This window comes from Martinezella lusitana (assembly GCF_010668395.1).
In the GTDB taxonomy this organism is placed as follows: Bacteria; Pseudomonadota; Alphaproteobacteria; order Rhizobiales; family Rhizobiaceae; genus Rhizobium; species Rhizobium lusitanum_A.
On sequence record NZ_WUEY01000005.1, the window covers coordinates 388,357 to 413,902 of the forward strand.

General features: G+C 58.7%; 21 protein-coding genes. 5 read left to right on the plus strand and 16 right to left on the minus strand.

Going from position 1 to position 25,546, the window contains the following annotated elements; all coding sequences use genetic code 11:
- Positions 1 to 93: 93 nt before the first annotated feature.
- The 3 genes from GR212_RS14545 to GR212_RS14555 all read right to left on the minus strand — a co-directional run bounded on the left by GR212_RS14545 (position 94) and on the right by GR212_RS14555 (position 3,692).
- A complete protein-coding gene (locus GR212_RS14545) occupies positions 94 to 1,119 on the minus strand; it encodes an ABC transporter permease (RefSeq protein WP_163987273.1) in 1,026 nt (341 codons plus the stop codon).
- A 32-nt stretch (positions 1,120 to 1,151) separates the two neighbouring features.
- Positions 1,152 to 2,693 (minus strand): sugar ABC transporter ATP-binding protein, encoded by a 1,542-nt coding sequence (locus GR212_RS14550; RefSeq protein ID WP_163987274.1) that lies wholly within the window; start codon positions 2,691 to 2,693, stop codon positions 1,152 to 1,154.
- Between the two features lie 72 nt (positions 2,694 to 2,765).
- Positions 2,766 to 3,692, minus strand: a complete 927-nt coding sequence (locus tag GR212_RS14555; protein ID WP_163987275.1) for a sugar ABC transporter substrate-binding protein — start codon at positions 3,690 to 3,692, stop codon at positions 2,766 to 2,768.
- Between the two features lie 369 nt (positions 3,693 to 4,061).
- Between GR212_RS14555 and GR212_RS14560 the strand changes: the two genes are divergently transcribed.
- Entirely contained in the window at positions 4,062 to 4,568 is a 507-nt protein-coding gene (locus GR212_RS14560) for a DUF1993 domain-containing protein (RefSeq protein ID WP_163987276.1), read from the plus strand.
- Positions 4,569 to 4,575: 7 nt separating this feature from the next.
- Here GR212_RS14560 and GR212_RS14565 read toward each other — a convergent pair whose 3' ends face one another.
- From GR212_RS14565 to GR212_RS37065, 4 genes are all read right to left on the minus strand, one after another.
- Positions 4,576 to 6,138, minus strand: coding sequence for an alkaline phosphatase family protein (locus GR212_RS14565; RefSeq protein ID WP_163987277.1), 1,563 nt, complete (start codon positions 6,136 to 6,138; stop codon positions 4,576 to 4,578).
- Entirely contained in the window at positions 6,116 to 7,099 is a 984-nt protein-coding gene (gene galE, locus GR212_RS14570) for a UDP-glucose 4-epimerase GalE (protein ID WP_163987278.1), read from the minus strand. The genes GR212_RS14565 and galE (GR212_RS14570) overlap by 23 nt, the downstream gene beginning before the upstream one ends.
- Positions 7,100 to 7,248: 149 nt before the next feature.
- Positions 7,249 to 7,932 carry a YoaK family protein gene (locus GR212_RS14575; protein ID WP_163987373.1) on the minus strand — a complete coding sequence of 228 codons (684 nt, stop codon included), beginning with the start codon at positions 7,930 to 7,932 and terminating at the stop codon, positions 7,249 to 7,251.
- Positions 7,933 to 9,186: 1,254 nt separating this feature from the next.
- On the minus strand, positions 9,187 to 9,375 hold the full coding sequence (locus tag GR212_RS37065) for a hypothetical protein (RefSeq protein WP_246725756.1): 189 nt from the start codon (positions 9,373 to 9,375) through the stop codon (positions 9,187 to 9,189).
- Positions 9,376 to 9,635: 260 nt separating this feature from the next.
- Between GR212_RS37065 and GR212_RS14585 the strand changes: the two genes are divergently transcribed.
- The gene (locus GR212_RS14585; RefSeq protein ID WP_163987280.1) at positions 9,636 to 10,922 is read left to right on the plus strand and encodes a nucleotide sugar dehydrogenase; all 1,287 of its coding nucleotides are present in this window, start codon (positions 9,636 to 9,638) and stop codon (positions 10,920 to 10,922) included.
- Between the two features lie 15 nt (positions 10,923 to 10,937).
- Here the strand turns inward: GR212_RS14585 and GR212_RS14590 are convergent, their stop codons facing one another.
- Positions 10,938 to 11,873 carry a UDP-glucose 4-epimerase family protein gene (locus GR212_RS14590; RefSeq protein ID WP_163987281.1) on the minus strand — a complete coding sequence of 312 codons (936 nt, stop codon included), beginning with the start codon at positions 11,871 to 11,873 and terminating at the stop codon, positions 10,938 to 10,940.
- A 188-nt stretch (positions 11,874 to 12,061) separates the two neighbouring features.
- Here GR212_RS14590 and GR212_RS14595 point away from each other — a divergent pair, with 188 nt between their 5' ends.
- Positions 12,062 to 12,637 (plus strand): sugar transferase, encoded by a 576-nt coding sequence (locus tag GR212_RS14595; RefSeq protein WP_163987282.1) that lies wholly within the window; start codon positions 12,062 to 12,064, stop codon positions 12,635 to 12,637.
- Positions 12,638 to 12,794: 157 nt separating this feature from the next.
- A complete protein-coding gene (locus GR212_RS14600) occupies positions 12,795 to 14,180 on the plus strand; it encodes an O-antigen ligase family protein (protein ID WP_163987283.1) in 1,386 nt (461 codons plus the stop codon).
- A gap of 63 nt (positions 14,181 to 14,243) precedes the next feature.
- On the opposite strand, the gene galE (GR212_RS14605) is transcribed toward GR212_RS14600, so the two are convergent.
- The 4 genes from galE (GR212_RS14605) to GR212_RS14620 form a co-directional block, all read right to left on the minus strand.
- Entirely contained in the window at positions 14,244 to 15,227 is a 984-nt protein-coding gene (gene galE / locus GR212_RS14605) for a UDP-glucose 4-epimerase GalE (protein ID WP_163987284.1), read from the minus strand.
- Between the two features lie 123 nt (positions 15,228 to 15,350).
- On the minus strand, positions 15,351 to 18,023 hold the full coding sequence (locus GR212_RS14610) for a methyltransferase domain-containing protein (RefSeq protein WP_163987285.1): 2,673 nt from the start codon (positions 18,021 to 18,023) through the stop codon (positions 15,351 to 15,353).
- Between the two features lies 1 nt (position 18,024).
- Positions 18,025 to 19,395: an ABC transporter ATP-binding protein gene (locus GR212_RS14615; RefSeq protein WP_163987286.1), complete on the minus strand. Its 1,371-nt coding sequence runs from the start codon at positions 19,393 to 19,395 to the stop codon at positions 18,025 to 18,027.
- Positions 19,385 to 20,137, minus strand: coding sequence for an ABC transporter permease (locus tag GR212_RS14620; RefSeq protein WP_246725757.1), 753 nt, complete (start codon positions 20,135 to 20,137; stop codon positions 19,385 to 19,387). Before GR212_RS14620 ends, GR212_RS14615 begins: the two co-directional genes overlap by 11 nt.
- Before the next feature lie 650 nt (positions 20,138 to 20,787).
- On the opposite strand from GR212_RS14620, the gene GR212_RS14630 reads away from it, so the two are divergent.
- The gene (locus GR212_RS14630) at positions 20,788 to 21,621 is read left to right on the plus strand and encodes a glycosyltransferase family 2 protein (protein ID WP_163987289.1); all 834 of its coding nucleotides are present in this window, start codon (positions 20,788 to 20,790) and stop codon (positions 21,619 to 21,621) included.
- A 204-nt stretch (positions 21,622 to 21,825) separates the two neighbouring features.
- Here GR212_RS14630 and rfbC read toward each other — a convergent pair whose 3' ends face one another.
- The 4 genes from rfbC to rfbB form a co-directional block, all read right to left on the minus strand.
- Positions 21,826 to 22,374 (minus strand): dTDP-4-dehydrorhamnose 3,5-epimerase, encoded by a 549-nt coding sequence (rfbC, locus tag GR212_RS14635; RefSeq protein ID WP_163987290.1) that lies wholly within the window; start codon positions 22,372 to 22,374, stop codon positions 21,826 to 21,828.
- A 60-nt stretch (positions 22,375 to 22,434) separates the two neighbouring features.
- Positions 22,435 to 23,322, minus strand: coding sequence for a glucose-1-phosphate thymidylyltransferase RfbA (rfbA, locus tag GR212_RS14640; RefSeq protein WP_163987291.1), 888 nt, complete (start codon positions 23,320 to 23,322; stop codon positions 22,435 to 22,437).
- Between the two features lie 82 nt (positions 23,323 to 23,404).
- Positions 23,405 to 24,307 carry a dTDP-4-dehydrorhamnose reductase gene (gene rfbD, locus GR212_RS14645; protein WP_163987292.1) on the minus strand — a complete coding sequence of 301 codons (903 nt, stop codon included), beginning with the start codon at positions 24,305 to 24,307 and terminating at the stop codon, positions 23,405 to 23,407.
- Entirely contained in the window at positions 24,304 to 25,371 is a 1,068-nt protein-coding gene (rfbB, locus tag GR212_RS14650) for a dTDP-glucose 4,6-dehydratase (protein ID WP_163987293.1), read from the minus strand. Before rfbB ends, rfbD begins: the two co-directional genes overlap by 4 nt.
- Positions 25,372 to 25,546: the final 175 nt, after the last annotated feature.

Sequence of the window (25,546 nt, forward strand, 5' to 3'; positions counted from 1 at the left end):
GCATTTGCATGGAATGGCATATTCAAACGGAAAAGGCGGGGCCAAACCCCGCCTCTGGAATGTGGTCTGTATCGCTGACGATGCTCGGGCGTTTCAGCGCTTGGCCCGCTTCTTCTGGCGGTAGACGTCGATGGCGACGGCGGCGACGATGATGAAACCCTTGGCGATTTCCTGATAGTAGGCATCGACGTTGAGGAAGGTGAAGCCGGAGATCATGACCCCGAGGATCACGGTGCCGATCACGGTGCCGGCGATGCGTCCGACGCCGCCGGTGAGCGAGGTGCCCCCGATGACGGCCGCCGCAATCGCGTCCAGCTCGTAGTTGACGCCCATGCCGGCCTGCGCCGTCTGCACGCGGGCCGCCGTGATGATGCCGGCGAGACCGGCCAGAAGCCCTGCAATTGCATAGACCTTGACCAGATGCGCCTCGACATTGATGCCCGAAACGCGCGCCGCCTGCACATTGGCGCCGATCGCATAGGTGAACTTGCCGTAGCGCGTGTAGCGCAGCACGACATGGAAGATGACCGCGATGATGAGGAAGACGACGACGGGCCAGATTCCCGAACCGATGAAATTGAACTGATCGGTCAGGCCCGAGATCGGCTGCCCCTTGGTGTAGAGTTTCGACAGGCCGCGGGCCGAAACCATCATCCCGAGCGTGGCGATGAAGGGAGGGATCTTCGTCTTTGTGATCAACTGGCCGTTGACGTAGCCGGCGGCCAGGCCGATCAGCAGGCCGATGCCGATCGGCACGAAGAAGGGCATGTCGGTCAGCGCCGGATAGACGGCCCTCGCCCATGTCGACGACTGTGCGAAGCTCGCGGCGACCATGGCCGTCAGGCCGACGACGGAACCCGAGGACAGGTCGATGCCGCCGGTGATGATGACCTGCGTCACGCCGACCGAGATGATGCCGATGACTGAGACCTGCAGGATCATGATTTTCAGGCGCTGCAGGTTCATCAGGAAGCTCTGCCCGACGAAGATCCAGCCGAGGACTTCACAGAGGAGCGCGATGCCGATCAGCACCAGGAAGATGCCGAGTTCGGGCGGCACACGGCGGCGTCTCGGACGTGTCAGCGGCTGCACCGCCGTCTCCGCAACTTTGGTAACCATGGTTCAATCCTCCCTTGCGATGATTGGCGGCGTCACTGCGCGGCCAGCTCCATCACCTTCACTTGAGTTGCGTCCGCACGATCCAGGAATCCCGTGACCCGCCCTTCATGCATCACCATGATGCGGTCGCTCATGCCGAGCACCTCGGGCATTTCCGACGAGATCATGATGACGGCGACGCCGTTGCGCGCCATTTCGGTGACGAGACGATGAATTTCCGCCTTGGCGCCGACGTCGATGCCGCGCGTCGGTTCGTCCAGGATCAGAATGCGTGGATTGGTGAGCATCCACCGGCCGATCAGCGCCTTCTGCTGATTGCCGCCGGAGAGGTTTTCGATCCGCTCATCGAGGTTCGGCGTCTTGACGCGCAACTTCCTCGCCATTTCCTCGCAGGCCTCTTCGATGGCGCCTTCCTGCACGAAGCCGCCGCGCACGAACTTGTCGTGCAGCACGGCCACCTGCATGTTCTCAAGCACGCTGAGGATGAGAAGACAGCCCGTATCCTTGCGGTCTTCCGTCAGGAAGGCCATGCCGTGACGGATCGCCGCCGCCGGCGAGGAGATTTCCGTCTTCTTGCCGAAGAGCTCGATCGTGCCGGAAGAGGCGGGCGTAACGCCGAAGATGGTCTCGGCGACATTGGATCGACCCGAGCCCACAAGCCCGGCAACGCCGAGAATCTCGCCGGCCCTCACCTCGAAGGACACATTGGAGAAGACACCGTCGAGGCAGAGATCCTTGACGGAGAGCAGGGTTTCGCCGATCGGCACCTCCTCCTTCGGAAACATCTGCGTAATCTCGCGGCCGACCATCATGCGGATGATATCGTCGCGGGTCACATCGGTGGAGGCGTGCGTACCGATGTATTTGCCGTCGCGGAACACCGAAAACTCGTCGGCGATCTCGAACAGCTCGTTCATCTTGTGGGTGATGTAGACGATGCCGATGCCCTGGGCGCGCAGGTCGCGGATAATCTGGAAAAGATGCGCCACCTCGCGCTCGGTCAGGGCCGAGGTCGGCTCGTCCATGATCAGCACGTCGGAATTATAGGACACCGCCTTGGCGATTTCGACCATCTGCCGGCTGGCGACGGAAAGCTCGCGCACCTGGATCTCCGGGTCGAGGGAGATGTTCAGGCGACGGAAAAGTTCTTCGGTCTTGCGGCTCATTTCCGCGTGGTCGACGAAGCCGAAACGGTTCTTCGGTTCGCGCCGGATCCAGATGTTCTCGGCAACCGTCATGAACGGCATCAGGTTAAGTTCCTGATGGATCATCGCGATGCCGTTTTCCAGGGCATCGAGCGGCGACTTCAGCCGGATTTCGACACCCTTGAGGCGCACCTCGCCCTGGTCGGGGATATAGATGCCGGCAAGGATCTTCATCAGCGTCGACTTGCCCGCGCCGTTTTCGCCCATCAGCGCATGCACGGTGCCGCGCTTCAGACGGAAGGAAACGTCGTCGAGGGCCAGAACGCCCGGAAATTCCTTGCGGATGCCTTCCGCGCTCAGCAGATAGGCGGCATTGGGAACGGCGCCGCTGCTGCGCACCGCCGCCATGGTGGATGGGCTCACAACCATTTTTCCCTCCCGGGCAGATCGGATTTCAAAGGGTGCGGGATCAGACGCCCGCACCCGTCGAGCATTGCGTCATCAGTTCTTCTTGACGAAGTCCTTGACGTTGGCCGGCGTCACGAGCTGGAAGGGGATGTAGACCTTCTTCTCGATCTTATCGCCCTTGGCGAGCTTGAGCGCGGCATCGACTGCGCCCTTGCCCTGGCCGGCGGCATCCTGGAACACCGTGACCTTCAGGTCGCCGGCCTGCATGGCGGCAAGCGCGTCCTGCGTCGCATCGACGCCCGCGACGACGATCTTGTCGAGAGGCTTGCCGGCAGCCTTCAGAGCCTGAATGGCGCCGATCGCCATTTCGTCGTTGTTGGAGATCACGGCATCGAATTCGAGGCCGCTGGAGAGCCAGTTGGTCATCAGGTCGGAGCCCTGGGTGCGCTGCCAGTTTGCAGTCTGCTCCTGCACGATCTGGATGCCCTTGCACTCGTCGGTCGCCACCACGTCATGGACGTCCTTGGTGCGCATGCGGGCAGCCTGGTTGGAGAGCTCGCCCATCATGATGACGGCCTTGCCCTTGCCACCCAGCAGCCTGCACACTTCCTTGGCTTCCAGCGTGCCGGATTCCTGCTCGTTGGAGGCAACGAAGGCCTGGTTGTCGGGAAGGCTGTCGACGTTCGCCGGCTCGCGGTTGACGTAGACCAGCGGGATCTTGGCTTCGGCGGCCAGCTTGGAAATGGCAGCCGTCGCGTCGGTATCGACCGGGTTCACGATGATGGCATCGACCTTGGACGCAATGAAGTTCTGGATCTGGCTCTGCTGCTTGGCGATGTCGTTCTGCGCGTCTTCGACCTGCAGCGTCACGCCCTTGTCCTTTGCGTAGTCCTGCATGCCGTTGCGCAGAACGGTCAGAAAGTTGTCGTCGAACAGGGCCATCGAAACGCCGATGGTTTGAGCGTGGGCAGCGGTCGACAGCAGAAGCGCCATTGCAGTGCCAAGGATAAATTTCTTCATGTTTTCCTCCCAGATACGGTGCCCGGCCGCACCCCTCCTGAATGCCGGAGCCCCCAGTCTCAACCGCAGGGCCTTTCATTAATTTGGCCGCCACTCCCATGGTGGCCACATTAAAAACGGAACAAACAAACCGTAAAATTCATTATGCGGAATATTCATTCCATTTTTCACTGCAAAGGTCAACACTAAATTCTGGCCCCCCGCCAGGAGCGGCAAAAGCGAGATTTCGTGCCGCCACTACTGCAAGAAATCGGGATAGAGCCACATAGGGGCGCCCATGTCGATGGAATGGACATTCCATCGACATGGGAATGGAATAGAATGCCAGCGAACAATCGGCCGCACCGCGGCCTGCAACGGAGAACACGCATGCCCTCGATGTACAGTTTCTCGGTCCCCGTCTTTCAACGCGGCCTCCAAAGCCTTTCGGCCTATCTCGACAAGATCGAGGCCCATGCCGCAGAAAAGGGTATCCCGCCCGAGGAACTCGTTTCCGCTCGCCTGATCGACGACATGCTGCCGCTCTCGGGCCAGTTCCAACGCGCCTCCGACAGCGCGAAGCTCGCCATCGTCCGGCTGACCGGCATCGAAGCGCCGCGCTTCGAAGACAACGAAACCACCGTCGCCGAGTTGCGCGAGCGCCTGAAGAAAACGCAGGATTTCCTGGCGACGATTACGCCGGCCACGATGGAAGGCACCGAAACGCGGGAAGTGACGGTGTCGCCCGGCGGCAACAAGACCGTGTTCACGGGCGAGGATTATCTGGCGAAATTCGCGTTGCCGAATTTCTTCTTCCACGTCACCACGGCGCACGCCATCCTGCGCAGCCGTGGCCTGCCGGTCGGCAAGATGACCTATCTCGGATCGTTCGCCTGAGGCAGGATCAGGGCCGGAGCGAAACCGGCCCTTTTTCCGTCAGCTCCGTGTAGGCGAGCGTCTGGTCCAGATGCCGGGCGCGAAGGGAAAGAAGCTTTTCGGCATAGGCAAGCCTGATCGCCGCATAGCCGCCGTCGTCGGCAACGTTGGAAAGCTCCGCCGGATCCTTCGCCAGATCGAAGAGCAGCGGTGGCAGACCGGCGCAATGAACATATTTGAAATGTTCGTCGCGAACGACGGCCAGATTGCAGGCATTGGACCTGAGGCCGAAATGCCGCTCGGGAATACCCTCGGCGATATCCCGGAAATCGAACTCCCAGAAGGCCGCCTCGCGCCAGTTTTCCGGCTCGGAACCGGAGAGGAACGGCAGAAGGCTCTCGCCATCGACATGGTTTTTCGGGGCAATGCCAATCCGGTCGCACAGACTTGGAAAAATATCCGCCGCACTCGTGAAATGCGCCACCTGCCGGCCATGCGTGGCAGGCTGGCCGGGATCGCGAATGACGAGCGGGACATGATAGCTGCCGTCGAAGAAGCCGCCCTTGCCGAGCGTCCAGTGATCGCCCATCATCTCGGCATGGTCCGACGTGAAGACGATCACCGTGTCGTCCCAGGCGCCGGCATCCTTCAACGCCTGCCAGATCCGGCCGAGCTGCGCGTCGACTTCGGCGATCATGCCGTAATAGATGGCGCGGATCGCCGAAAAATCCTCCGACGTCCACTCATTGATCGGGCCTTTGCCGCCATACATGAAACCGCCCTTGCCGATCAGCGGCAGGCCGAAGGCAAGCAGCGGATGCAGCGCCATTTCCGCCGCGCGGTCGGCCGCGCGCGCAAAGGCCGGACCGTCGGCGGCCGAGAACATGCGGTTGTAGGGTTCCGGCACGGAGAAGGGCGGATGCGGCCGCAGGAAGGATACATGCGCAAACCAGGACTGATCCTGCTCGCCGAGCCAGCGGATGAATTCGCCGGCCAGAAAAGCCGTCTGCGTCTCGTCCTTGGAATAAGCGGGCGCATTGCTGGAAATCTCGCCCGGCGCAGCACCGACCGGAATGTGAATGTCGCGGCTAACGGCATCGGCATGGCCGCGCGAGCGCAGCCAGGATAGCCATTGCTTTTCGTGCTCGGGCAGAAGCTGCCGCGCCGTAAAGCCGGGCAAGACGCCTTCATAGGTCGTCAGATGCGGGTCGCGGGGATCCCGGCTGCGCGGGTCGGGCGCCGTATCCGTGTAGCCGAACAGCGTCGGATCATAGCCGGCCCGCCGCGCCGCAAGCGCGGCATTGTCGAAACGCGCATCCAAGGGCGAGCCGTTGCGGCAAACCCGGTGGTTCATCTGGTAGAGGCCGGTATAGAGCGTCGCCCGCGCCGGCGAACACGGTGCCGTGCCGGCATAATGCCGCCGAAACAGCACGCCTTCCCGCGCCAGCGCATCGACGTTCGGCGTCTTGACGCACGCGTGTCCGACGGCGGAGAGACAATCTCCCCGCCATTGATCGGCCGAGATCAACAGGACGTTCGGGCGCTTGCCCCCAACGCCGGAGGCGCGCTCAATGCTGGTTGGATTTGGCATGCCAGTTCCACGCGGATTCGATGATGCGGCTCAGATCGTATTGCGGCGACCAGCCGAGAATATCGCGCGCCTTGTCGTTGTTGGCGACCAGCGTCGTCGAATCGCCCTCGCGGCGGCCGACATACTCGACCGGGAACGGCCGCTTCGACACGGTTTCGATCGTTCCGAGCAGTTCCTTCACCGTCGTGCCTGTCCCGGTGCCGAGATTGAGCGCGACGGATTCGCCGCCATCAAGTAGATATTCGACCGCGCGGACATGGGCGTCGGCGAGATCGAGCACATGGATGTAATCGCGCACGCAGGTGCCGTCGCGCGTGTCATAATCGCTGCCGAAGACCTTGAAGCCCTGGCGGCGGCCCAGCGCCGCCTCGATCGCCAGCGGAATGGCGTGGGTTTCCGGCGTATGCCACTCGCCGATACGCCCTTCGAAATCGGCGCCGGCGGCGTTGAAGTAACGCAGCACCACGGAGCGCAGCCCCTTGTACTGGTCGTAATCGGCAAGCGCCTGTTCGACGATGTATTTCGTGCGGCCGTAGGGGTTGATCGGCACCTGCTGATGGCTCTCGTCGAGCGGCACGCTCTGCGGCAAACCATAGGTCGCGCAGGTGGAGGAAAAGACGAAAGCCTTCACGCCGGCCGCCTGGGCAGCCGAAAGCAGGGTCAGCGTGCCGATGACGTTGTTTTCATAGAATGAGACGGGATCCTTGACCGACTCGCCGACCTCGATCAGCGCGGCGAAATGCAGGATGGCGGCAGGCTTGTGCTTGGCCAGCACCTCGTCGAGGCGTGCCCGATCGCGGATATCGCCTTCCTCCGCCGGACCCCATTTGACGAACTCACGATGGCCGTTGGAGAAATTGTCGTAGACGACGGGCTGAAACCCCTTGTTCGCCAGATCCAGACATGTGTGCGAACCGATATAGCCGGCTCCGCCTACCACAAGCACCGTTTCTCCTGCCATGACCACCCCTTCTCAACCCTGAAATTTGACGCCCGGACGCCTCGGACCAGGCTCGATCCGACGCGTACACTTAGAGAGCTGTAGCCGACTTGCAAGGCTGGAGAAAGGAGCAAGATTGGCAGTATCGGCAATGGACGGAGAGGAAGAAGCTAAGCCGGCTTTGCCTCTGCCTTGGCGGCATGCATCAGAATTCCGGCGAGCGCGAGAACCGGCGGCAGAAGGAAACAGGCCATGCCGACGAACAGGAAAAGCGCGGCAGCCACGCCGCAGCCCAGGGCAAAGCCGCCGACGGCGGCCCCCATGCGGGCAAGCCGCGTCTTCATCGCAGCTTTCTCCTCGGGCTTGGCGCCGCGCAGCAAGTCGGCGATATCGATCATGATCTGCGTCGTCGTTCCCGTCATCATCGTCGTCGGTGGCGTCGAACCGAGATGAATGCGATGCGCCGTCGTCTGGATGGCCATTGCGGCAATCAGCGTCATGCCGGTCAGGATCGCCTGCCAGCCGTCGCCGTCGGCGAAAGGGCCGAAGAGCAAGGCCAGGATCGCCGCAACGACGAGCAGCACGAATTTCAGTGTCAGGATGATCTGCAGCGTCGGCAGATTGCGCCGCGTCAGATCGCCGCCGAGAAGGCGGGCGAAAATGACGACGACGCAGAAAACCGGCAGTGCCAGAAGCTTGGCGACGGCGCCCGAGGTGCCCAGCGCCAACGCTGCGCCGAGCGTCACGAAATTGCCGGTGACATGCGCCGTGAACAGGCCATGCAGGGCGAGAAACCCGGCGGTATCCACATAGCCGCCATTGATGCTCAGAAGGGTGGGCAGGCTCGGCTTCATCGGTTCCTCGCTCACGTCTATCGTCTCCGACCTTATCGCGCAGAACGGCCGTCGATGTCGAGATGTTTGCGCGGCCGCGGGGCGAAACGCCGTTACTCCAGTCGGCCGAGGGACCGGCGCGTATCTCAGACCCAGGTTGTATCCTCTTGCTTAACGGAGTTGTGTTTTGCTAGCTCTCTGTTCGGTGGATGTTGGGGAGTGTCGGTTCATGATTCTCGCGGATTTCTCGCATCTTGCGCGTCGCGTCGGGCACCTCTGTCGGCTCGCGGCCGCGGCGGGACTGGCGCTTGGCGCATTGACGGCGGCGGCGTTGGCCCAAGTGCCGGGAGCGCCGATGCAATTCATGCTCGTCCATGCCGACCCCGGCGGCGGGAACTGCCGGCCCGAGGGCTGCATGGACTGGATCGCGGCCGAAGGCATGATCGATGCGAGGTCGCCGGGAGACCTGCGCAAGCTTCTGGCCAGCATCGGCAACAGGAAACTGCCCGTGATCGTGAATTCGCGGGGCGGAAACGTCGCGGCTGCAATGGAAATGGGTGAGATCATCCGGAAACGCGGCCTGTCCGTCGCCGTGGGCGGCACCAGGCTGCGGTCCTGTCCAAGCGGCCAGCCGCTCTGCGGCGAAGGCTGGCGCGCCGGCGCGAAAGGCGTAGCCTATTCCGCCGGCACCGAATGTCTCTCGGCCTGCCCTTTCATACTGGCAGGCGGGGTCAGGCGCGTCATCAGCCCCTTCGGCATCGTCGGGGTGCATCAGGTCAGGACCACCTACGATCAGGAGCGGATACTCTACCGGATGAAATATCAGGTCGTTAACGGCCGGAAGCACATCATCAGCCGCCAGGAAATCAGCCGCAATTTCGTCGGGCTTTACGACAGTACGAAGCTGTCGAAATCGCTGCGATCGAAGATCCTTGCCTATTTCAAGGAAATGGGCATCGATCGGTCGATCCTGGACATGGCGATGAGCGCCGCACCAAGCTCGATACGGCTCATTCCGAGGGACGAGGCGACAAAGATCGGGCTGATGACCGACCAGGCCACCACCGACGACCTCATAGATGCCGGAGCCTGCGCGGTCGGCCAGCCGTTCTCGGCCTGCGTCGCGCCCGTATCCGCCGACGCAACGGCTCTTCTTGCCAATCCGCCCTTTGCGGACTGGCAAACAAGCCCCGTGCAGGATTTCCTGCCGTCTTTTGCAACGCCGAACACCAGCCAGACCCCGCAAAGCGGCAACTGCGTCCGGCAACAGGCGAATTATTCGCCCCACTGGGATTCAAGCCCGGCGATCTCCTCGGATATTTCCGTGATGCGTTGCCGGAGCTCCGCCTCGGTGCCGTCGTCCACCTCGCCGTCGCCGAAACAATAGCGGGCCCTATGCAGCTCGAGCTTGGCCTCGAGCTCCTCGCGCTTAGTGCGCAGATGTTTGAGATAGCTGTTTCGCATTGCGAACCACGCTTTCGAATAGAATGAGTCTCACCTCATAAATAGGTTTGGCAGCGGAAAGTTTCGATAGGCACCCTACCCATCCGTTCGAGATTGCCGCCATGAACTGCGGCAATGCCCCTAGTTCATACCTGTTGCAAAGACATCGACCGGTCATCACATTGATGCGACCGGCACCTGAAATGATCCCGAACGCGAATATTGGCGCTGACACGCGCCGCGGATTCGGGCTAATTCAGGTGGATTGTTCGAGGTAGATTGTGTTGAACGAAAAAATTGCCGTCATCGGCCTGGGTTATGTGGGCCTGCCAGTCGCGATCGCACTTGCCGAAAAATTCCATGATGTGATCGGTTTCGACATCAAGTCCTCCCGCGTCGCCGCGCTGAAGGCGGGCGAGGACGACACTCGCGAAGTGTCCGCCGAGCGCCTGAAATCGAGCGGCCTGCGCGTCAGCAGCGAGATCGAGGACCTGCGGGACCGCGACATCTTCATCGTTGCCGTGCCGACGCCGATCGACCGGAACCGCCAGCCGGATCTGCGGCCGATGATTTCGGCCTCGCGCACGGTCGGCAAGGTTCTGCGCAAGGGCTCGATCGTCGTTTATGAATCGACCGTCTATCCCGGCGTCACCGAAGAGGTCTGCGGCCCCGTACTGGCCGAGGTTTCCGGTCTGCGGCAGGGCAAGGATTTCCATGTCGGCTATTCGCCGGAGCGCATCAACCCCGGCGACAAGGAACACACCTTCGAGCGCATCGTGAAAGTCGTCGCCGGCGACGACGAGGAAACGCTGGAGAGGATCGCCGCCATCTATGGCGCGGTCGTGCGGGCCGGCATCCATCGCGCCCCCAGCATCAAGGTCGCCGAGGCCGCGAAGGTGATCGAAAACACCCAGCGCGACGTCAATATCGCCCTGATGAACGAGCTTTCGATCATTTTCGAGAAGATGGACATCCGCACGGCCGATGTGCTGCAGGCGGCGCGGACGAAATGGAACTTCCTGCCCTTCACCCCCGGCCTGGTGGGTGGCCACTGCATCGGCGTCGATCCCTATTATCTCACAGCCAAGGCCGAAGAGCTCGGCTACCACCCGGAAGTCATCCTTTCCGGCCGCCGCATCAACGACGGCATGGGCGCCTTCATCGCCCAGAAGCTCATCAAGATGCTGGTCTCGGCGAAGAAGCCGATCAATGGCGCCCGCATCGGCATCTTCGGCCTGACCTTCAAGGAAAACGTGCCCGACCTGCGCAACAGCCGCGTGCCCGATATCATTCGCGAGCTGCATCAGTTCGGCCTGGAGCCGCTGGTGCACGACCCGATGGCCAGCCATCAGGAGGCCGAAGAGGAATACGGCATCCGCCTGGTCGAACTGAAGGATTTCGGCAAGCTCGACGCGCTCGTCCTCGCCGTTCCCCACAAGTCCTATCTGGCCGATGGCGCTGCCGAGGTCCTCGATCTGCTCAGCGAAAGCGGTGTGGTGGTCGACGTGAAGGCAGCCATCGATCGAACCAATCCCCGGCTGGAGGGCTATTCCGTCTGGAGCCTATAAGGCTTGCACTCCGGCTCAGTGCGCCTTCGCTCCGGCATCGGCGGCCGTCACCGCCAGTCCCTCGTCGACTGAAAAAGGCGGCGACCAGCCCGTGATCGCCGTGGTTTCGCCGATATCGACCTGAAGCGAGCCAAGGAGCCGTTGCGCGGCGGCACGACGCCCAAAAAGTGCGGCCAGCCCTTCCAGCAGCACCGGCGGCACTGGCAGCATCAAGGCCTTGCGCCCCGACGCCAAGGATAGTTTGGCGATCAGCTGGCCGATGGAAAGATCTTCGCCGTCGCTGACCAGAAACACCCGATGCCCCACGGACGGATGGCTGGCACAGAGCAGCATGAAGTCGACGAGATTGCCGACGAAGACGAGCGACCTGCGGTTTCGAGCCATGCCGAACGGCCACGGAAACGGCCGGCCCGCCCATGCCATCAGGCTTGCGAAATTCGCCTTCACGCCGGGGCCGTAGACCAGCGGCGGCCGGATGACGACCACCTCCATGCCGGTTTCCGCGCCGATGGCGAGCAAAGCCTCCTCGGCCTCCAGCTTCGAGCGGCCATAGGCATCCTCGGGATGCGGCGCATCGGAAGCCCTGAACGGCTTTCCCGCCGCCGTCTCCTCGCCATTGACCTTGATCGAGCTCAGGAAGATGAACCGCCTGACGCCGGCGCTGGCGGCCTGTCGCGCCAGATTGGCCGTCGCGTCGACATTGACGGCGCGAAATGCGGCCAGCGGATCGGCGGCGCTTTCGTTCATGACATGGACGCGGGCCGCCAGATGCATGACGACATCGACACCGGCAAGCGCCTCGGACCAATCCGTATCGCCGTCGATCGCCCCGATGGCGACGAAGCCCGGAGCGGACGCGCGGCTGACCGGCCGATAGTCCGTTTTCCGGCGGGAAAGCTCGGCACACAATGCCTGTCCGACGAAACCCGTCGCACCCGTCACCAGGATCATGCGTCCACCCGCCTCCGCTCTTTCGTGTCCATCATCGTCGCAGACATGCTTTGCACGGGATATCACCCCGGAACAAGGCCGGGGAATCTTGGTGGGGGCAGTTGTGCTTAAATTCGCGATATGAGATGCACTGAGCAACGACGCCCTTCATCGCCGCCCGACCGCTGACGATGCAACGACAAGAGACGATGTTCTATACGATCGCCAAGCGCCTTTTCGATTTCCTCGCCGCTCTTGCCGCGGCCATCGTCTTTTTCATTCCGTTCCTGATCGTCGCCATTGCCGTGCGGCTGACCTCGCGAGGCCCGATCCTCTATTGGTCCGATCGGGTCGGCCGGAAAAACAGCATCTTCCGCATGCCGAAATTTCGCAGCATGCGCACCGATACCCCCGCCGTCGCGACGCATCTCCTGAAGGACCCCAGGATCTACCTGACGCCGATCGGCTCCTTCCTGCGCAAATCGAGCCTTGACGAGCTGCCGCAGCTTTGGTGCATCCTGAAGGGCGAGATGAGCATCGTCGGCCCGCGCCCTGCTCTTTTCAACCAGCACGACCTCATCGCCCTGCGCACGGAACGCGGCGTCGACGCGCTTCTGCCCGGCCTGACGGGCTGGGCCCAGGTCAACGGCCGCGACGAACTGCCGATCCCGCAGAAGGTGGCGCTGGACGAGGACTATCTGCGCCGGCGCTCCTTTCTCTTCGATCTCAAGATCATCCTCCTGACCGCGTTGAAAGTGGTTCGACGCGACGGAGTTGCCCATTAGCAAGCATCCGGCAAAATCGACATCGCCGATATGCCGGCATGGGAAAAATGCCGCATTCCTGCCCCTTTGCGACAATAGGGGCCGTCGTGGGGGCCAGGAATGCCGGAAATAAACCGACTATGGACGAAGGCGGACGACGACATTGGACGACTCGCGCATGAACACACCGCATGCTGATCTCGCAGCCGGACCGATCGGCGTCACCAGGGCTGGAAGCAGCATGGCAAAACCCGTGGCGATCATCGGCGGCCTTCTCTGGCTGATCGTCGCCTCCCCGACCGTCCTCGAGACCGACGCCTACCGCTATGCCACTGCGCTCCTGTCTCTGATCGCACTCGTCTACTATATGAGGGCGCCGGTGCGGCCGCGCACGGACTGGATCGGCTGGCTCTGCATGGGCTGGGCCTTCTATGTCGTGGTCCGTTTCGGCATCACCCTCTGGCTGACGCCACAGCACGATATCGGCGCCTCGGACTGGCTCTACGCCTTCCCGTTCTTCTTCCCCATCATGGGTGTCGCCCTCCTGCTTTACGAGGAGGTGATGGAAAAGATCGTTGCGGCCTATTTCGTCATGGTCCTCGTCATGCTGATCGCCACGCAGCATTTCCGCGAGGTCTTTGCCGGCGAAACCGTGCGCCCGCTGATCATGAACAATCAGATTCACGGCGCCGTCGCCTGCGGCATGATCGTGATCTTCACCATATTCTGGCTGCTGCACTACGTGACCGAAAAATCCAGCGACCGCCGGATCGCCCGCTACGCCTATGTCGTTTCGCCCTTCATCCTCGCGCTCTGTCTTATCGCCATCTATGGCGCCAAATCGAAGGGTGTCTGGTTGGCGCTCGGCATAACCCTGCCGCTCCTCGCCCTCCTTTCCCTGACCTATCTGCGCATGAAGGCCGGCCTCATTGCCATTGTCGTACTGGCGGCCCTGCTGATCGCCGGCATCTATGGCGTGCGGCACAACCTCGACAAGACGGCCGGCCCGACCGTGTCGGCAGCCGTTTCCATGGTGGAAAACATGGCCGACGGCCATGAGGTGGGCGGCGTGGTATCGAATGCGATCAGCTCCACCAACACGCCGGTATCGATGGACGAGCGCCTGCAGCTCTGGTCCAACAGCTGGGAGGTCTTCTCCTCCGCACCGATCTTCGGCTGGGGCAACCGCTGGCTGGAGCGCTGGGCCGAGACGCGCTATTCCCACGTCCAATACACGCTGCTGCACAATGGCTATCTGGAGATCCTGGTCCGATACGGCCTGTTCGGCGCGGCCGTGATGGGCTTCATGCTCGGTGTCTTCATCCGCGCCGTATGGCGCGCCTGCAAGGCGGGGGTCATCCCCCGCGCCGCATGGCACGCCTATATCGTATGCCTGTTCTTCTTCTCGCTGACCCTGCTCAGCAATTCCAACAACCGCCTGGCCATCGGCGAAAGCCTGGCCATAGCCTCCTCCGCCTTCGCCTGTTGGTGCCACATGCGCACCAAGGGCGAATATCTGGCGGCGGCAAGGCCGGTTTCGCAGGGAGCAGCTGCAGGCGCTTGAGCTTAAATACGGCCCACGCCTATACCTGCCAGGCAGAAAACCGCGACTTTCCCCGGTCGCTGTTCAAACACTAAGTGTTCTCTCCCAGCTGAGCGCTGTTTTAACAATGAATTCCAAATCATTGTGCTGAGGAATCCAATCCAATTCCGACATGGCTTTTTGTGCATTGGCAACAACCGACGCAGCGTCTCCTGGACGGCGGGGAGCTAAATTTACTGTAAAATCAGTCCCCGAAACACGCTTGACGCAGTCCAGAACCTCCAGGACAGAGTATCCCGTACCGTACCCGCAGTTGGCGATTAAGGAATCGCCACCTTGGCGCATCCGGTCAACTGCTTTCAGATGCGCATTGGCAAGATCACTGACGTGAATATAATCACGCACGCAGGTGCCGTCTGGCGTCGGGTAATCGGTTCCGAACACGCTGAGGCTTGCACGTTTCCCTAAAGCCGTCTCACAGGCGACCTTCAACAGGTGCGTTGCACCCGCTGTGGACTGACCGACGCGGCCTTTTGGATCACTCCCTGCAACGTTGAAGTATCTAAGTGCGGTATAGTTGAATTCGGGGTGCGCAAAAGCAGCATCGCGGAGCATAATTTCGGTCATCAGTTTTGACGATCCGTATGGTGATTCAGGATGCAGTTCTGCGGTTTCCAAAACCGGGTCTGAACTTACGGGCGTTCCATATACAGCCGCAGTTGAAGAAAATACGAAGTTTCGGATACGCGCTTCTATCGCTGCAGCAATCAACGCACGCGATTTTGCTGTATTGTTCTCGTAGTACTTAAGGGGATTTGCAACTGATTCTGGAACAGCGACAGAGCCAGCGAAATGAATAATGGTGTCGATTTCGTGGCTTGAGAATATCTGGTTCAATAGCGCCTGATCGGCAATATCGCCTTTGTAAAGAATGGCCTCTGGCGCTACTGCCCATTCAAAACCGGTTGAAAGACAATCTAACACAACCACACGTTCTCCCGCTTCAATGAGCGACCAAACCGTATGGCTACCAATATAGCCGGCTCCGCCTGTAACTAGAACCGTCATGATGTTCTCCTAAGTTTGTATTCTGTGTGAAGGCAAAAGCGAGCTGAGACGCTCCGTTGCAACCCCTAAACGCGCAACCATCAAGCCGGCCGACTTGCGTACCGCCGACCGGCCGACGTTAAATCAGGAATAGGTATCCACTTTGACGGTCTGCGCGTTTTTCTCGCCCTCTAACCATCGTTTCGCTAGATCGGAAATCGTTTTTTCGGCTTGGGCAATCATCTTGGAATATTTGTCATTCTCAAATCCCCAAAGAGTCGAGGCGACATCTTCTCTATGACCAACGAGAAATGGGAGGGCGACGACGATCACCAAGTCATCGCTGTTCTCAAGATATCTGTCGATCGCATTGCTATCCACGTCGGTATTCTCAGGATCCCAACGCGCCAGGAGATTTAGTGCACGATTGTTGTAAATGTTAAAGACTGTGCTTGTCATATGGTCCAGCCTGACAAACATCATGCCTTTCCATACCTCTACACCAAGTACACGAGTATTAGGATGGACCGAGGCTATCACTCCCGAGAAGATATCCCATCTACCGGTCTGTGCGAGGTACTCGCGGATGATCTCAACCTTGCCTTCATGACCTTCATGAAAGAGCACATCATCTTCGAACACGGTCAATTGAGGCAGCCCCTTGGCTAAAGCATAGCGTGCCAAAGCGGAATAGCTTGCCCCGCAGCCGACCCAACCTTTCGTATTGCGAATACCGTCGAAAATTGCGCAATCCTTGGGTTTCTCAGCGAGAAATGTCTGCCGGCGATCAATCGTTTCGGGCATGGAAAGCACGACCTGGGCACCGTCACTATCGAGATAAATCTCGCCTTCGAGCATTTTGCCCATGCGAAGGGAACCGATGTTCGCCAAGAAGCGATCGATCATGAACGTGAAACGGCTCGCGCTTGCTTGCGCCGATTTCCGGACAGCAACATCAATCTGGTCGCCTTCAGCGATGATTGCCTTTGCGGCCTCCAGCATCGCCTCGATCGAACCCTGCTCAAAAAACCGAACAGCGTCTCCGAGCTCCGGGTAATCTTGCTGATCCTGCGAACTCTCCGACAAAACCGGAACGCCTAGCGACAGACATTCCTGTATACGCGGCATCTCCAACAGGGCGTTCTCATAGTAGTGAATATTGATGACCGCCCGCGCTTTGCGAATCAATTGGTGCATTTCGTCGCCAAAGACGTCGTTGCAGAGCTTCACCGAAAAATGCTGCTTGAGAGCATCAAGCATTGGGCTTCGCCTCGGCGAGCTGTAGTAGTCACCATAGAAGATAAAATCGTATTCCTTCTGAGAAGGATCGACTGGCGCCGGCGGTTCCAGCGATGTGCCAATGGGCAGATAATTGACGTGTGGATAGGCTATGCTCTTGCTTGCCAGGAACTCTATATTTACGGTTGCATATTCCAGGACCGCCAACGAGTTCTGCAGAGCATTTAGGTAGGCCGGGGTGAACCAACGAGAGCTTACGGATTGCTCAAGTTGAAAGATGACACGCTTCTCGCCAGGCGGCAGCCGCTCGAACATCTGCGCACAAAGCACTATGTAGAGATCGTGATTAAACACCCTTGGAGCTTCAGTCATGATCTCTGTGGCGATACCGTGCCGCTCCAAGCGCTCCGCAATACATTGCGCAATGAAAAGGGTATGAGGGGTACTCATGATTCCCCAAACCCGTCCATTGGCCTGCTGCAGCCGACTACGGATATACTCCAGTTTCGCCTGCCTGCGATAATACGTTGCTCTGCTCAAAAGACCCTTCACATCGCCTCTACGCAAATACCCAAGAGCATTGACGGCGCGGCTACGCGATGCGCGAAGATGGGCTGAAAGCCTAGGCGCTTGGCCGAGAGCACGCCTGACGACGCGCAACGGTCTCGTCACTTTCCACGACGAGGATGCAAGAATCGCTTGGTATTTCTGCTCCGACACCTCTCGCGAAAGCTGCTCCGCCTCAAGCCCCGCCTGAAGTTTCGGTATTTCAGCAACTAGGTTGCGCAAGCGATCCAGCTCATCGTCTCGCCAGGCGACTTCCTTGGTCCAGGACTGCACCACTTCCGTATCGTTGAGTGGCTGCTCCAGAAGTCCGGTCTCCATGGTTCCTATCTCGCCGTCGGAGGCCAAGGCAAGCAGGTAGAGCGGTTCAGTGACACCCCGAGCGGCTTCTAGTTCTCCTGATCTGAGGACATAGCTCCGTGCCGATGATAAGCCATCTGTCGGAAGAAGTAGCGATCCATAGCAAATTCTCTGCGAGAAATAATTAACATTCCTAAAGTATTTTTCCATAAGTTCATGGAACTCCTCCTCGTAGAGTTCCTTGACATGAAATTCGTTATGGAAATTACGAAGGTCAGAGTAGTATTTCTTATCAGGGCTTGAGATTAACAACTGCCCACCGGGCCGCAGGACGCGCTTGAACTCCCGGAAAGTTTCATCGTGCTTGTCGTGATGCTCAAGCGTTTCGAAGCTCACGATCAGATCAATACTATTATCTGCACATGGGATCGCCGCACATTCGCCTACCCGGAAGGTAAGATTGGGTCGCTGATATTTCGCATTGGCATGGTCAACGGCTTCAGCCGCGATATCGACACCGATAACCTGGGCGGCATGGAGCGAGAGAAGATCGCTTCCGTAGCCTTCGCCACTGGCTATATCAAGAACCACTTTACCCTTCGCAAGCTCTACGGCACTTAGGTAACGATGCAAGTGCTCAATAACGATATTGCCAGAGACTTCGGGTACAAATCGTTCGCCAGTGAATTCCATTTTATCCTTCAAACCAGACATATCACGCCTCCGCTCTGAGGCTAACATTCGACATCGGAACCCCAACAAGACCTGTCGCGACCATCGAGGTTTCGGATCGTATTACCATGGCGTCATAAATCCAATGATGCTGGACATGTACGTTCTGGTTACCATCCGCGATTGCTACGCCTAGCGCGTAGTCGCCTGCAGGCAGAATGGGCATACGGAATGCGAACTCAGCCACCAGCTTTCCCCCGGCCGGGCAAGATACCCGATGATCTATTGTCGTCAGATAGGTGTTTTCACCAAAAAGAGTTTGCCCGAGCCTATCCTTGAACATGAACCCAATAATCGGCGATGCAAGATCCTCGTAGATTTTCGCTTCGACTTGCACGACCACATACTCGCCGCCAATAACCCAGCTCAATGGATTTCCAGCTCTATTGCGTAAGGTCACATTGACGATCTCGGCATGCTTCTTCCCAAAGCTGTCGCTATCTGGGTTGAACGTGAAAACCTGCAAGTCGTTTCTAAGGTTGGATGCATTCAGAAAAGCCAGTCGGCCATCGATAATTGCTTCCATCTGGGCGTCTTCCCGCGTGCTCTCCATTCCCTCAGACACGGTAGAATTCATCGTTGGCGTAGCGTCGTCCTGTGAATAATAGGCTTCCAAATAGCGGTTGCAGACATCTTTTGGCTGCCCATCCATAACGACAGCACCCTTATCCAGCCAAATCGCCCTCGTGCAGAGCCCACGGACAGCCGCAGTGTCATGGCTAACGAAAATGATGCTCCCGCGCTTTATAAAATCATGCAGAAAACGCATGCACTTCTGCGTGAAGAATGCATCCCCCACGGAAAGCGCCTCGTCAATGACAAGCAAATCCGCGTCGATGTGAGCTATGACCGCAAATGCCAAGCGTACATACATGCCGCTGGAATATGTCTTTACCGGCTGATCGATAAAATCGCCAATATCAGCGAAGCTCAGGATCGCATCGAAGCGATCCTTAATCTGCTGATCCGTCAGTCCAAGAAGGGAAGCGTTGAGAAAAACATTCTCACGTCCAGTGAACTCAGGATTGAATCCCGAGCCTAGCTCCAGCAGGGCCCCGATGCGACCGACGGTGGACACCTCTCCCGCAGTTGGATTCAATGTTCCACAGATCATCTGCAACAGCGTCGACTTGCCACTGCCATTACGACCGACAATGCCAACCGTTTCCCCCTTCTTGATGGTGAAGGAAACGTCGTGCAGAGCCCAAAATTCACGAAAATAGTTGCGCGCACCAAATCCAAACAGTGATCGCATTCGTGGTACGATCATCTGCTTGAGGCGATCACGAGGATTGTCATAAATGTGGTAGCATTTGGAGAGCCCGCTTGCTGCGATCACGGTGTCAGAGGACATCAGCAAAGCCCTTGCGTGTTTTCTGGAACCAAGCAAACCCCAGCCAAGCCACAACAGCGGATCCGAGGAGTTCAAGCCAGTAATATGTCAGGTCCGTCGGCTGCCTCCAAAAAAGGATCTGCCGCATCTGCTCGATCACCATTGCCAGAGGATTCAGCAACACTATGGACTGAAATCTCTCCGGCAAGGCGGAGACGGGGTAGAAAATCGGCGAAAGGAACATCGTTATCGTTACGACGATGCCAACGAGTTGACCCACATCCCTGACATAGACACCAAGAGAAGCAAGCCCCCACGATAGCCCCATAATGAACAGGATCAACGGAAGAATAACGAGCGGAAGCAGCAATAATGATGGCGCCGGAAGACCAAAAAGAAAAACAAACACCACAAGCCACACCGAAAGACTAATAAGAGCATTTAGCAGGGCAACAAAAATATTCACCCACGGCAATATCTCCAGAGGAAATATTAGCTTTTTGACATAATTACTATTACTGATAATAGTTGCTGGCGCTCTGGATATACACTCGGAGAATATATTAAAAATAATTAGCCCGAGAAACAGCAACAAGGCGAATTCGGTTTTAGAGTCGCCGCCGCCGCCCCAGCGCGCTTTGAAAATGACGCTGAACACAAATGTATAGACGACCAGCATCAAGAGAGGGTTGAAGAGCGCCCATAAGATACCAAAAATCGACCCCCTATATCGCGCCGCCATGTCCCGCCGCACGAGAGTCATGATAAGGTGCCGATGAACGTAGAGACTGCGAATTGCCGCGACAGGGTGTATTGGATATTTATTCATAGCTGATGACACATCTTTCGGCCGTTGCATCGCAGATTTGAAGCCCGCCTGGCTAGAACGTCAGCATCTTTAAGGGATAAAGAAACAGCGTCCCTTCAATAGGCCAGTGAATACCCAGATCAACACCACGCCAATCTGCGTTGAACTCGGATGCGGGAATGAAAAAAATCGGCAGTTTTATAGAGGGAATGCGCGTACTTGTTCAAAATGACAAATCCATGCAAAAACCCTCTCTGGCCCCAAATTGCTTCTGTTCTCCGTGTTAAGGTATAGGCGTACCCGGTGTCCCAAATAAGATGAAGAGCGTCGGATGTCTACCGAAACATCGCGCATTTCACCATCCGCCATGAGTACCGACTTATAGCGCTTCATATCTTGCACCGTTTCAACACGAACGACACCGAGGGACTAAAACTTTGAAACTTTCATCGATTTTCCTTTTTTCTAGTGGAATCATAAGTGGAAATTCCGGTTCCAGTAGTTCAATTTAAAAGATGCGCGGCATGCCAAATATTCATGGAAACACAATTCTCACTCGCGCGCCTTAATGCAGCCTTGCATTGGTAATCGCCATGGATAGTACAATGACGATTGATATCGTTGAAGATCAGTGTCAACAGGGCGCGGCGCTCCTCTCTATTTGCATCGTCACGTATCGCCCGGAGCTTGCGGTCCTTGGCGCAACTCTCGAAAGTCTGAGGGTTGCAATCGCTCGGCTCGATGGCAACCATGCAGCCGTAACGATCGTCGACAACTCGCCGGAGGGTTCCCTTTCCGGCTGGTTGGCTGATCATTTCCGCGATCTTTCCGTTCGCCTGTTGAGCGGACACGGAAATGTCGGCTTTGCGCGCGCGAACAACATGGCGATGGATGATGTCGGCGATCTCCATCTCGTACTCAATCCGGATGTCGTTCTGAGCCCCGACAGTCTCGCAAACGCGGTGGACTTCCTGAAGCAGCACCCTGACTGCGGGCTGGTGACCCCTTTGGCCGTGGGAACAGATGGCACGCGCCAATATCTGTGCAAGCGGTATCCCGCTCTCTTCGATCTCGCATTAAGGGGTTTTGGGCCAAAAAGCTTGCGCCGGCTTTTCAAGAAGCGGCTTGACCATTACCAGATGGCGGACATCTCCGACGACGGCGTATTCTGGGACCCGCCGATCATCAGCGGATGCTTCATGCTCTTCCGTGGCGAGATTTTCCGAAAGCTTTCCGGTTTCGATCCCAGCTATTTTCTCTATTTCGAGGATTTCGACCTGTCTTTGCGCGCGGGCGGCGTGACGCGCATAGCCTTCCTTCCGACGGTTAGAATCGTTCACGGTGGCGGGGACGCGGCGCGCAAGGGCCTCTGGCACATCCGGCAATTCGTTCGCTCGGGATATACCTTCTATCGGAAATTCGGCCTGAAGCTGCTTTGACGCAATATGATGGCGAACGTCATTCGTCCCGGCAGCTCTTCCGAGATACTCCTGTTGCCGTCTGGCAGAAGGCCGATGATACCCAACACCGGTCGTAGATCGATACCCCTGTTCAGACGGGAGCTATTCCGGACGGAAAACCGCTGCACACTTTTCCTGGAATTTCTCTAAGCTCTGAACAGTTTGCTCGGGACGGACGCCGCTTCAGGCGAACGTTTCGGCATCGGCGAGCAAGGGCTGGCGCTGGTCCTTCGGTGAGAGAGTCGGCTGCCCGGTGAGGTTCCAGTCGATGCCGATGCGTGAGTCGTCCCAGCGAATACCGCGGTCGCTCTCCGGGGCGTAGTAGTTGGTGGTCTTGTACAGGAACTCGACATGATCGCTCAATGTCAGGAAACCATGGGCAAATCCCTCCGGAATCCACAGCTGGCGCTTGTTGTCGGCCGAGAGAAGAACGCCGACCCATTGTCCGAATGTCGGCGAGGATTGTCTGATGTCGACGGCGACATCATAGACTTCGCCGACGACGACGCGCACCAGCTTGGCCTGGGCGTTTGGCGGCAGCTGATAGTGCAGGCCGCGCAGGACGCCCCTTCCAGACCGGCTATGATTGTCCTGCACGAAATCGACGCTTTTGCCGACCGCTGCCTCGAACTTCGCCTTGCTGAAGCTTTCGAAGAAAAAACCTCGGTCATCTGCAAACACCGCGGGCTCGATGATCTTGACGTCGGCAATGGCGGTATCGATGGCTTTCATTCGTCTTCCTGCTCGGATGATTCATATGGAAAGGCGGCGGCGCGGGCGCGCCGTAGCGGCTTAGAATACCTTTTCGCGCAACATGCCCAGAAGATATTGCCCGTAAGCGTTCTTCTTGAGGGGATCCGCCAATGTCTCGACCTGCGATGCGCTGATCCAGCCGCCGCGATAGGCAATCTCCTCGGGGCAGGCAACTTTCAGGCCTTGCCGGTTCTCGATGGTGGCGATGTAGTGGCTCGCCTCCAGCATCGATTCATGCGTGCCGGTATCGAGCCAGGCATAGCCGCGGCCCATGGTCTGCACATCCAGTTGCCCGGCTTCGAGATAATGCGTGTTGACGTCGGTGATCTCCAGCTCGCCGCGCGGCGAAGGCCGGATGGACTTTGCGACGTCGACGACACTCTCGTCGTAGAAATAAAGGCCGGTCACCGCATAGTTGCTCTTCGGCAGCTTCGGCTTTTCCTCCAGGCTGATTGCCCGGCCCTGGCCATCGAACTCGACCACGCCATATCGATGCGGATCCTGCACATGATAGGCAAAGACGGTCGCGCCGGCCCCCTTCCCGTTCGCCTCGTGGAGCAATCGGGTAAAGTCGTGCCCGTAGAAGATATTGTCTCCCAGCACCAGGGCCGACGGCGCGCCATCGAGGAACGCTTCGCCGATCAGGAATGCCTGGGCAAGCCCATCCGGGCTCGGCTGGACCGCATATTCAAGCCTGATCCCCCATTGGCTGCCGTCGCCAAGCAGCTGCTCGAAGCGAGGCGTGTCCTGCGGCGTCGAGATAATCAGGATCTCGCGGATACCCGCCAGCATCAAGGTCGTCAGCGGATAGTAGATCATCGGCTTGTCGTAGATCGGCAGGAGCTGCTTGCTGACCGCAAGCGTCACCGGATAAAGCCGTGTTCCCGATCCACCGGCGAGTATGATCCCTTTGCGTGCTTTCGTCATGGTCCAGCGCCTCGTCTTCAATCCATCTATGTCTGGCCGCTTCGCAAGGGAGGTTCGGGTCTTTATGGAACCCGCAACCCTCTCAATTCGACGCTGGCTGCAATCTTTCAACGACGTCGCTGACGCCCTCCTGCCATGCGGGAAGGACGATACCGAAGCGATCCATCAGCTTTGTGCAATCCAGCCTTGAATTGGCCGGGCGCTTGGCAGGCGTCGGGTATTCCGATGTCGATATTGGCTTGAGCGCATCAAGGGAAAGCGCAAGCTTGAAGTTTCCTGCCGATGCCTGGCGAACGATATGGGCGGCATAACCATGCCACGAGGTGCTGCCCTGCGCGGTGAGATGATAGGTTCCCGAAAGATCGTCCGGCGCATCCGAACCTGTCAAGCGTTCGATCACCGTGCGCGTCACATCGGCGATCAGAGCCGCCGAGGTCGGCGCGCCTACCTGGTCGGCGACGACATTCAACGCGCTTCGCTCCTGCGCCAATCGAAGAATGGTCTTCAGGAAATTGCTGCCGTGATGGCCGTAGACCCAGCTCGTCCGCAAAATGGCGTGACGCGCGCCGGATGCGCGTACCGCCTCTTCGCCCCGCCACTTGCTTTCGCCGTAGACGGATTGCGGGTTGACTGCGTCCTCTTCCACATAGGGAACGGCTTTCGTGCCCTCGAAGACATAGTCGGTCGAGTAGTGGATGAGCCAGGCGCCGTTTTCCGCAGCCCAGCGCGCCATGACGCCGGGTGCGGCGGCATTGACCGCCATCGCCAGCTCGGCATCGCTCTCGGCACGATCCACTGCCGTATAGGCGGCGGGGTTCACAATGATATGCGGCCTGTGTTCCCGAAGGGCGGCAAGAATGCTTGCTTCGCTGGCGAGATCCATCTCCGCACGCGTCAGCGCGACAACGGTTCCCAATGGCGCAAGCGAGCGCTGCAGCTCGAAACCGACCTGCCCATTGGCACCGGTCACGAGAATCGCGCTCACAGCTCGACCTCGTATTGCTTGCCGACCCATTCGCGGTAGGCGCCGCTGGTGACGTTGCGCACCCAGTCCTGGTTTTGCAGATACCATTCGATCGTCTTGCGGATGCCGGTCTCGAACGTCTCCCGCGGCTTCCAGCCGAGTTCGCGCTCAAGCTTGCGTGCATCGATCGCATAGCGGCGATCATGGCCGGGCCGGTCCTTGACGAAGGTGATCTGATCGCCGTAGCGGCCGCCATCGGCCTTCGGCCTGAGTTCGTCGAGGATCGCGCAGATGGTATGCACGACATCGAGATTGGGCTTCTCGTTCCAGCCGCCGACATTGTAGGTCTCGCCGACCGCGCCGGCTTCCAGCACGCGGCGAATGGCGCTGCAATGGTCGCGGACATAGAGCCAGTCGCGAATCTGCTGTCCGTCGCCATAGATCGGCAGGCTCTTGCCCGAAAGCGCATTCAGGATCACCAGCGGGATCAGCTTTTCCGGAAAATGATAAGGGCCGTAATTGTTGCTGCAGTTCGTCGTCAGCACCGGCAGGCCATAGGTGTGGTGCCAGGCGCGGACCAGGTGGTCGGACGCCGCCTTGCTGGCGGAATAAGGGCTGTTCGGCTCATAGCGGTTGAGCTCGTTGAACGGCGCATCGTCCTTGGACAAGGTGCCGTAGACCTCGTCCGTCGAGACATGAAGAAAGCGGAAGGCCTGCTTCTCGCCCTCGGGCAGACCGTCCCAGTAGCCGCGCACCGATTCCAGCAGATTGAAGGTGCCGACGATATTCGTCTGAATGAAATCGCCAGGCCCGTGTATGGAACGGTCGACATGGCTCTCGGCAGCGAAATTGATCACCGCGCGCGGCCTGTGCATCGACAGCAGATCGCCCACCAGCTCGCGATCGCCGATGTCGCCATGTGTAAAGACATGACGATTGTTGCCCTTCAACCCCTTCAGCGTATCCAGATTGCCGGCATAGGTCAGCTTGTCGAGATTGACGATCGTTTCCTCTTGCAGTTCAAGCCAGTCGAGGACGAAATTCCCGCCAATGAAACCGGCGCCACCAGAAACCAAAATCGTCATTTAAAGCCCATTTCCACCGTGCCTTATCAACTGCGACGGTTCCACTCACGACAAGCCGATCTCACAACAGCAAGAAGAATCTTACCTCGCAGAGATCTCATGAAATAAAGGAGATATTTCCCGAGTACCTGAATTGTACAAACCAAATAGCCCGAGATACTCCCGAACACAACAC

Coding starts and splice junctions, on each gene's coding strand:
- GR212_RS14565 (WP_163987277.1), bottom strand. CDS start 6,138: ATGCCAAATCCAACCAGCATTGAGCGCGCCTCCGGCGTTGGGGGCAAG.
- GR212_RS14620 (WP_246725757.1), bottom strand. CDS start 20,137: ATGACTCTCGTGCGGCGGGACATGGCGGCGCGATATAGGGGGTCGATT.
- GR212_RS37065 (WP_246725756.1), bottom strand. CDS start 9,375: ATGCGAAACAGCTATCTCAAACATCTGCGCACTAAGCGCGAGGAGCTC.
- GR212_RS14590 (WP_163987281.1), bottom strand. CDS start 11,873: ATGATCCTGGTGACGGGTGCGACGGGTTTCGTCGGACAGGCATTGTGT.
- galE (WP_163987278.1), bottom strand. CDS start 7,099: ATGGCAGGAGAAACGGTGCTTGTGGTAGGCGGAGCCGGCTATATCGGT.
- GR212_RS14615 (WP_163987286.1), bottom strand. CDS start 19,395: ATGTCCTCTGACACCGTGATCGCAGCAAGCGGGCTCTCCAAATGCTAC.
- rfbC (WP_163987290.1), bottom strand. CDS start 22,374: ATGAAAGCCATCGATACCGCCATTGCCGACGTCAAGATCATCGAGCCC.
- rfbA (WP_163987291.1), bottom strand. CDS start 23,322: ATGACGAAAGCACGCAAAGGGATCATACTCGCCGGTGGATCGGGAACA.
- GR212_RS14555 (WP_163987275.1), bottom strand. CDS start 3,692: ATGAAGAAATTTATCCTTGGCACTGCAATGGCGCTTCTGCTGTCGACC.
- GR212_RS14545 (WP_163987273.1), bottom strand. CDS start 1,119: ATGGTTACCAAAGTTGCGGAGACGGCGGTGCAGCCGCTGACACGTCCG.
- GR212_RS14550 (WP_163987274.1), bottom strand. CDS start 2,693: ATGGTTGTGAGCCCATCCACCATGGCGGCGGTGCGCAGCAGCGGCGCC.
- galE (WP_163987284.1), bottom strand. CDS start 15,227: ATGACGGTTCTAGTTACAGGCGGAGCCGGCTATATTGGTAGCCATACG.
- GR212_RS14610 (WP_163987285.1), bottom strand. CDS start 18,023: ATGTCTGGTTTGAAGGATAAAATGGAATTCACTGGCGAACGATTTGTA.
- GR212_RS14600 (WP_163987283.1), top strand. CDS start 12,795: ATGAACACACCGCATGCTGATCTCGCAGCCGGACCGATCGGCGTCACC.
- GR212_RS14575 (WP_163987373.1), bottom strand. CDS start 7,932: ATGAAGCCGAGCCTGCCCACCCTTCTGAGCATCAATGGCGGCTATGTG.
- rfbB (WP_163987293.1), bottom strand. CDS start 25,371: ATGACGATTTTGGTTTCTGGTGGCGCCGGTTTCATTGGCGGGAATTTC.
- GR212_RS14595 (WP_163987282.1), top strand. CDS start 12,062: ATGTTCTATACGATCGCCAAGCGCCTTTTCGATTTCCTCGCCGCTCTT.
- GR212_RS14630 (WP_163987289.1), top strand. CDS start 20,788: ATGACGATTGATATCGTTGAAGATCAGTGTCAACAGGGCGCGGCGCTC.
- GR212_RS14560 (WP_163987276.1), top strand. CDS start 4,062: ATGCCCTCGATGTACAGTTTCTCGGTCCCCGTCTTTCAACGCGGCCTC.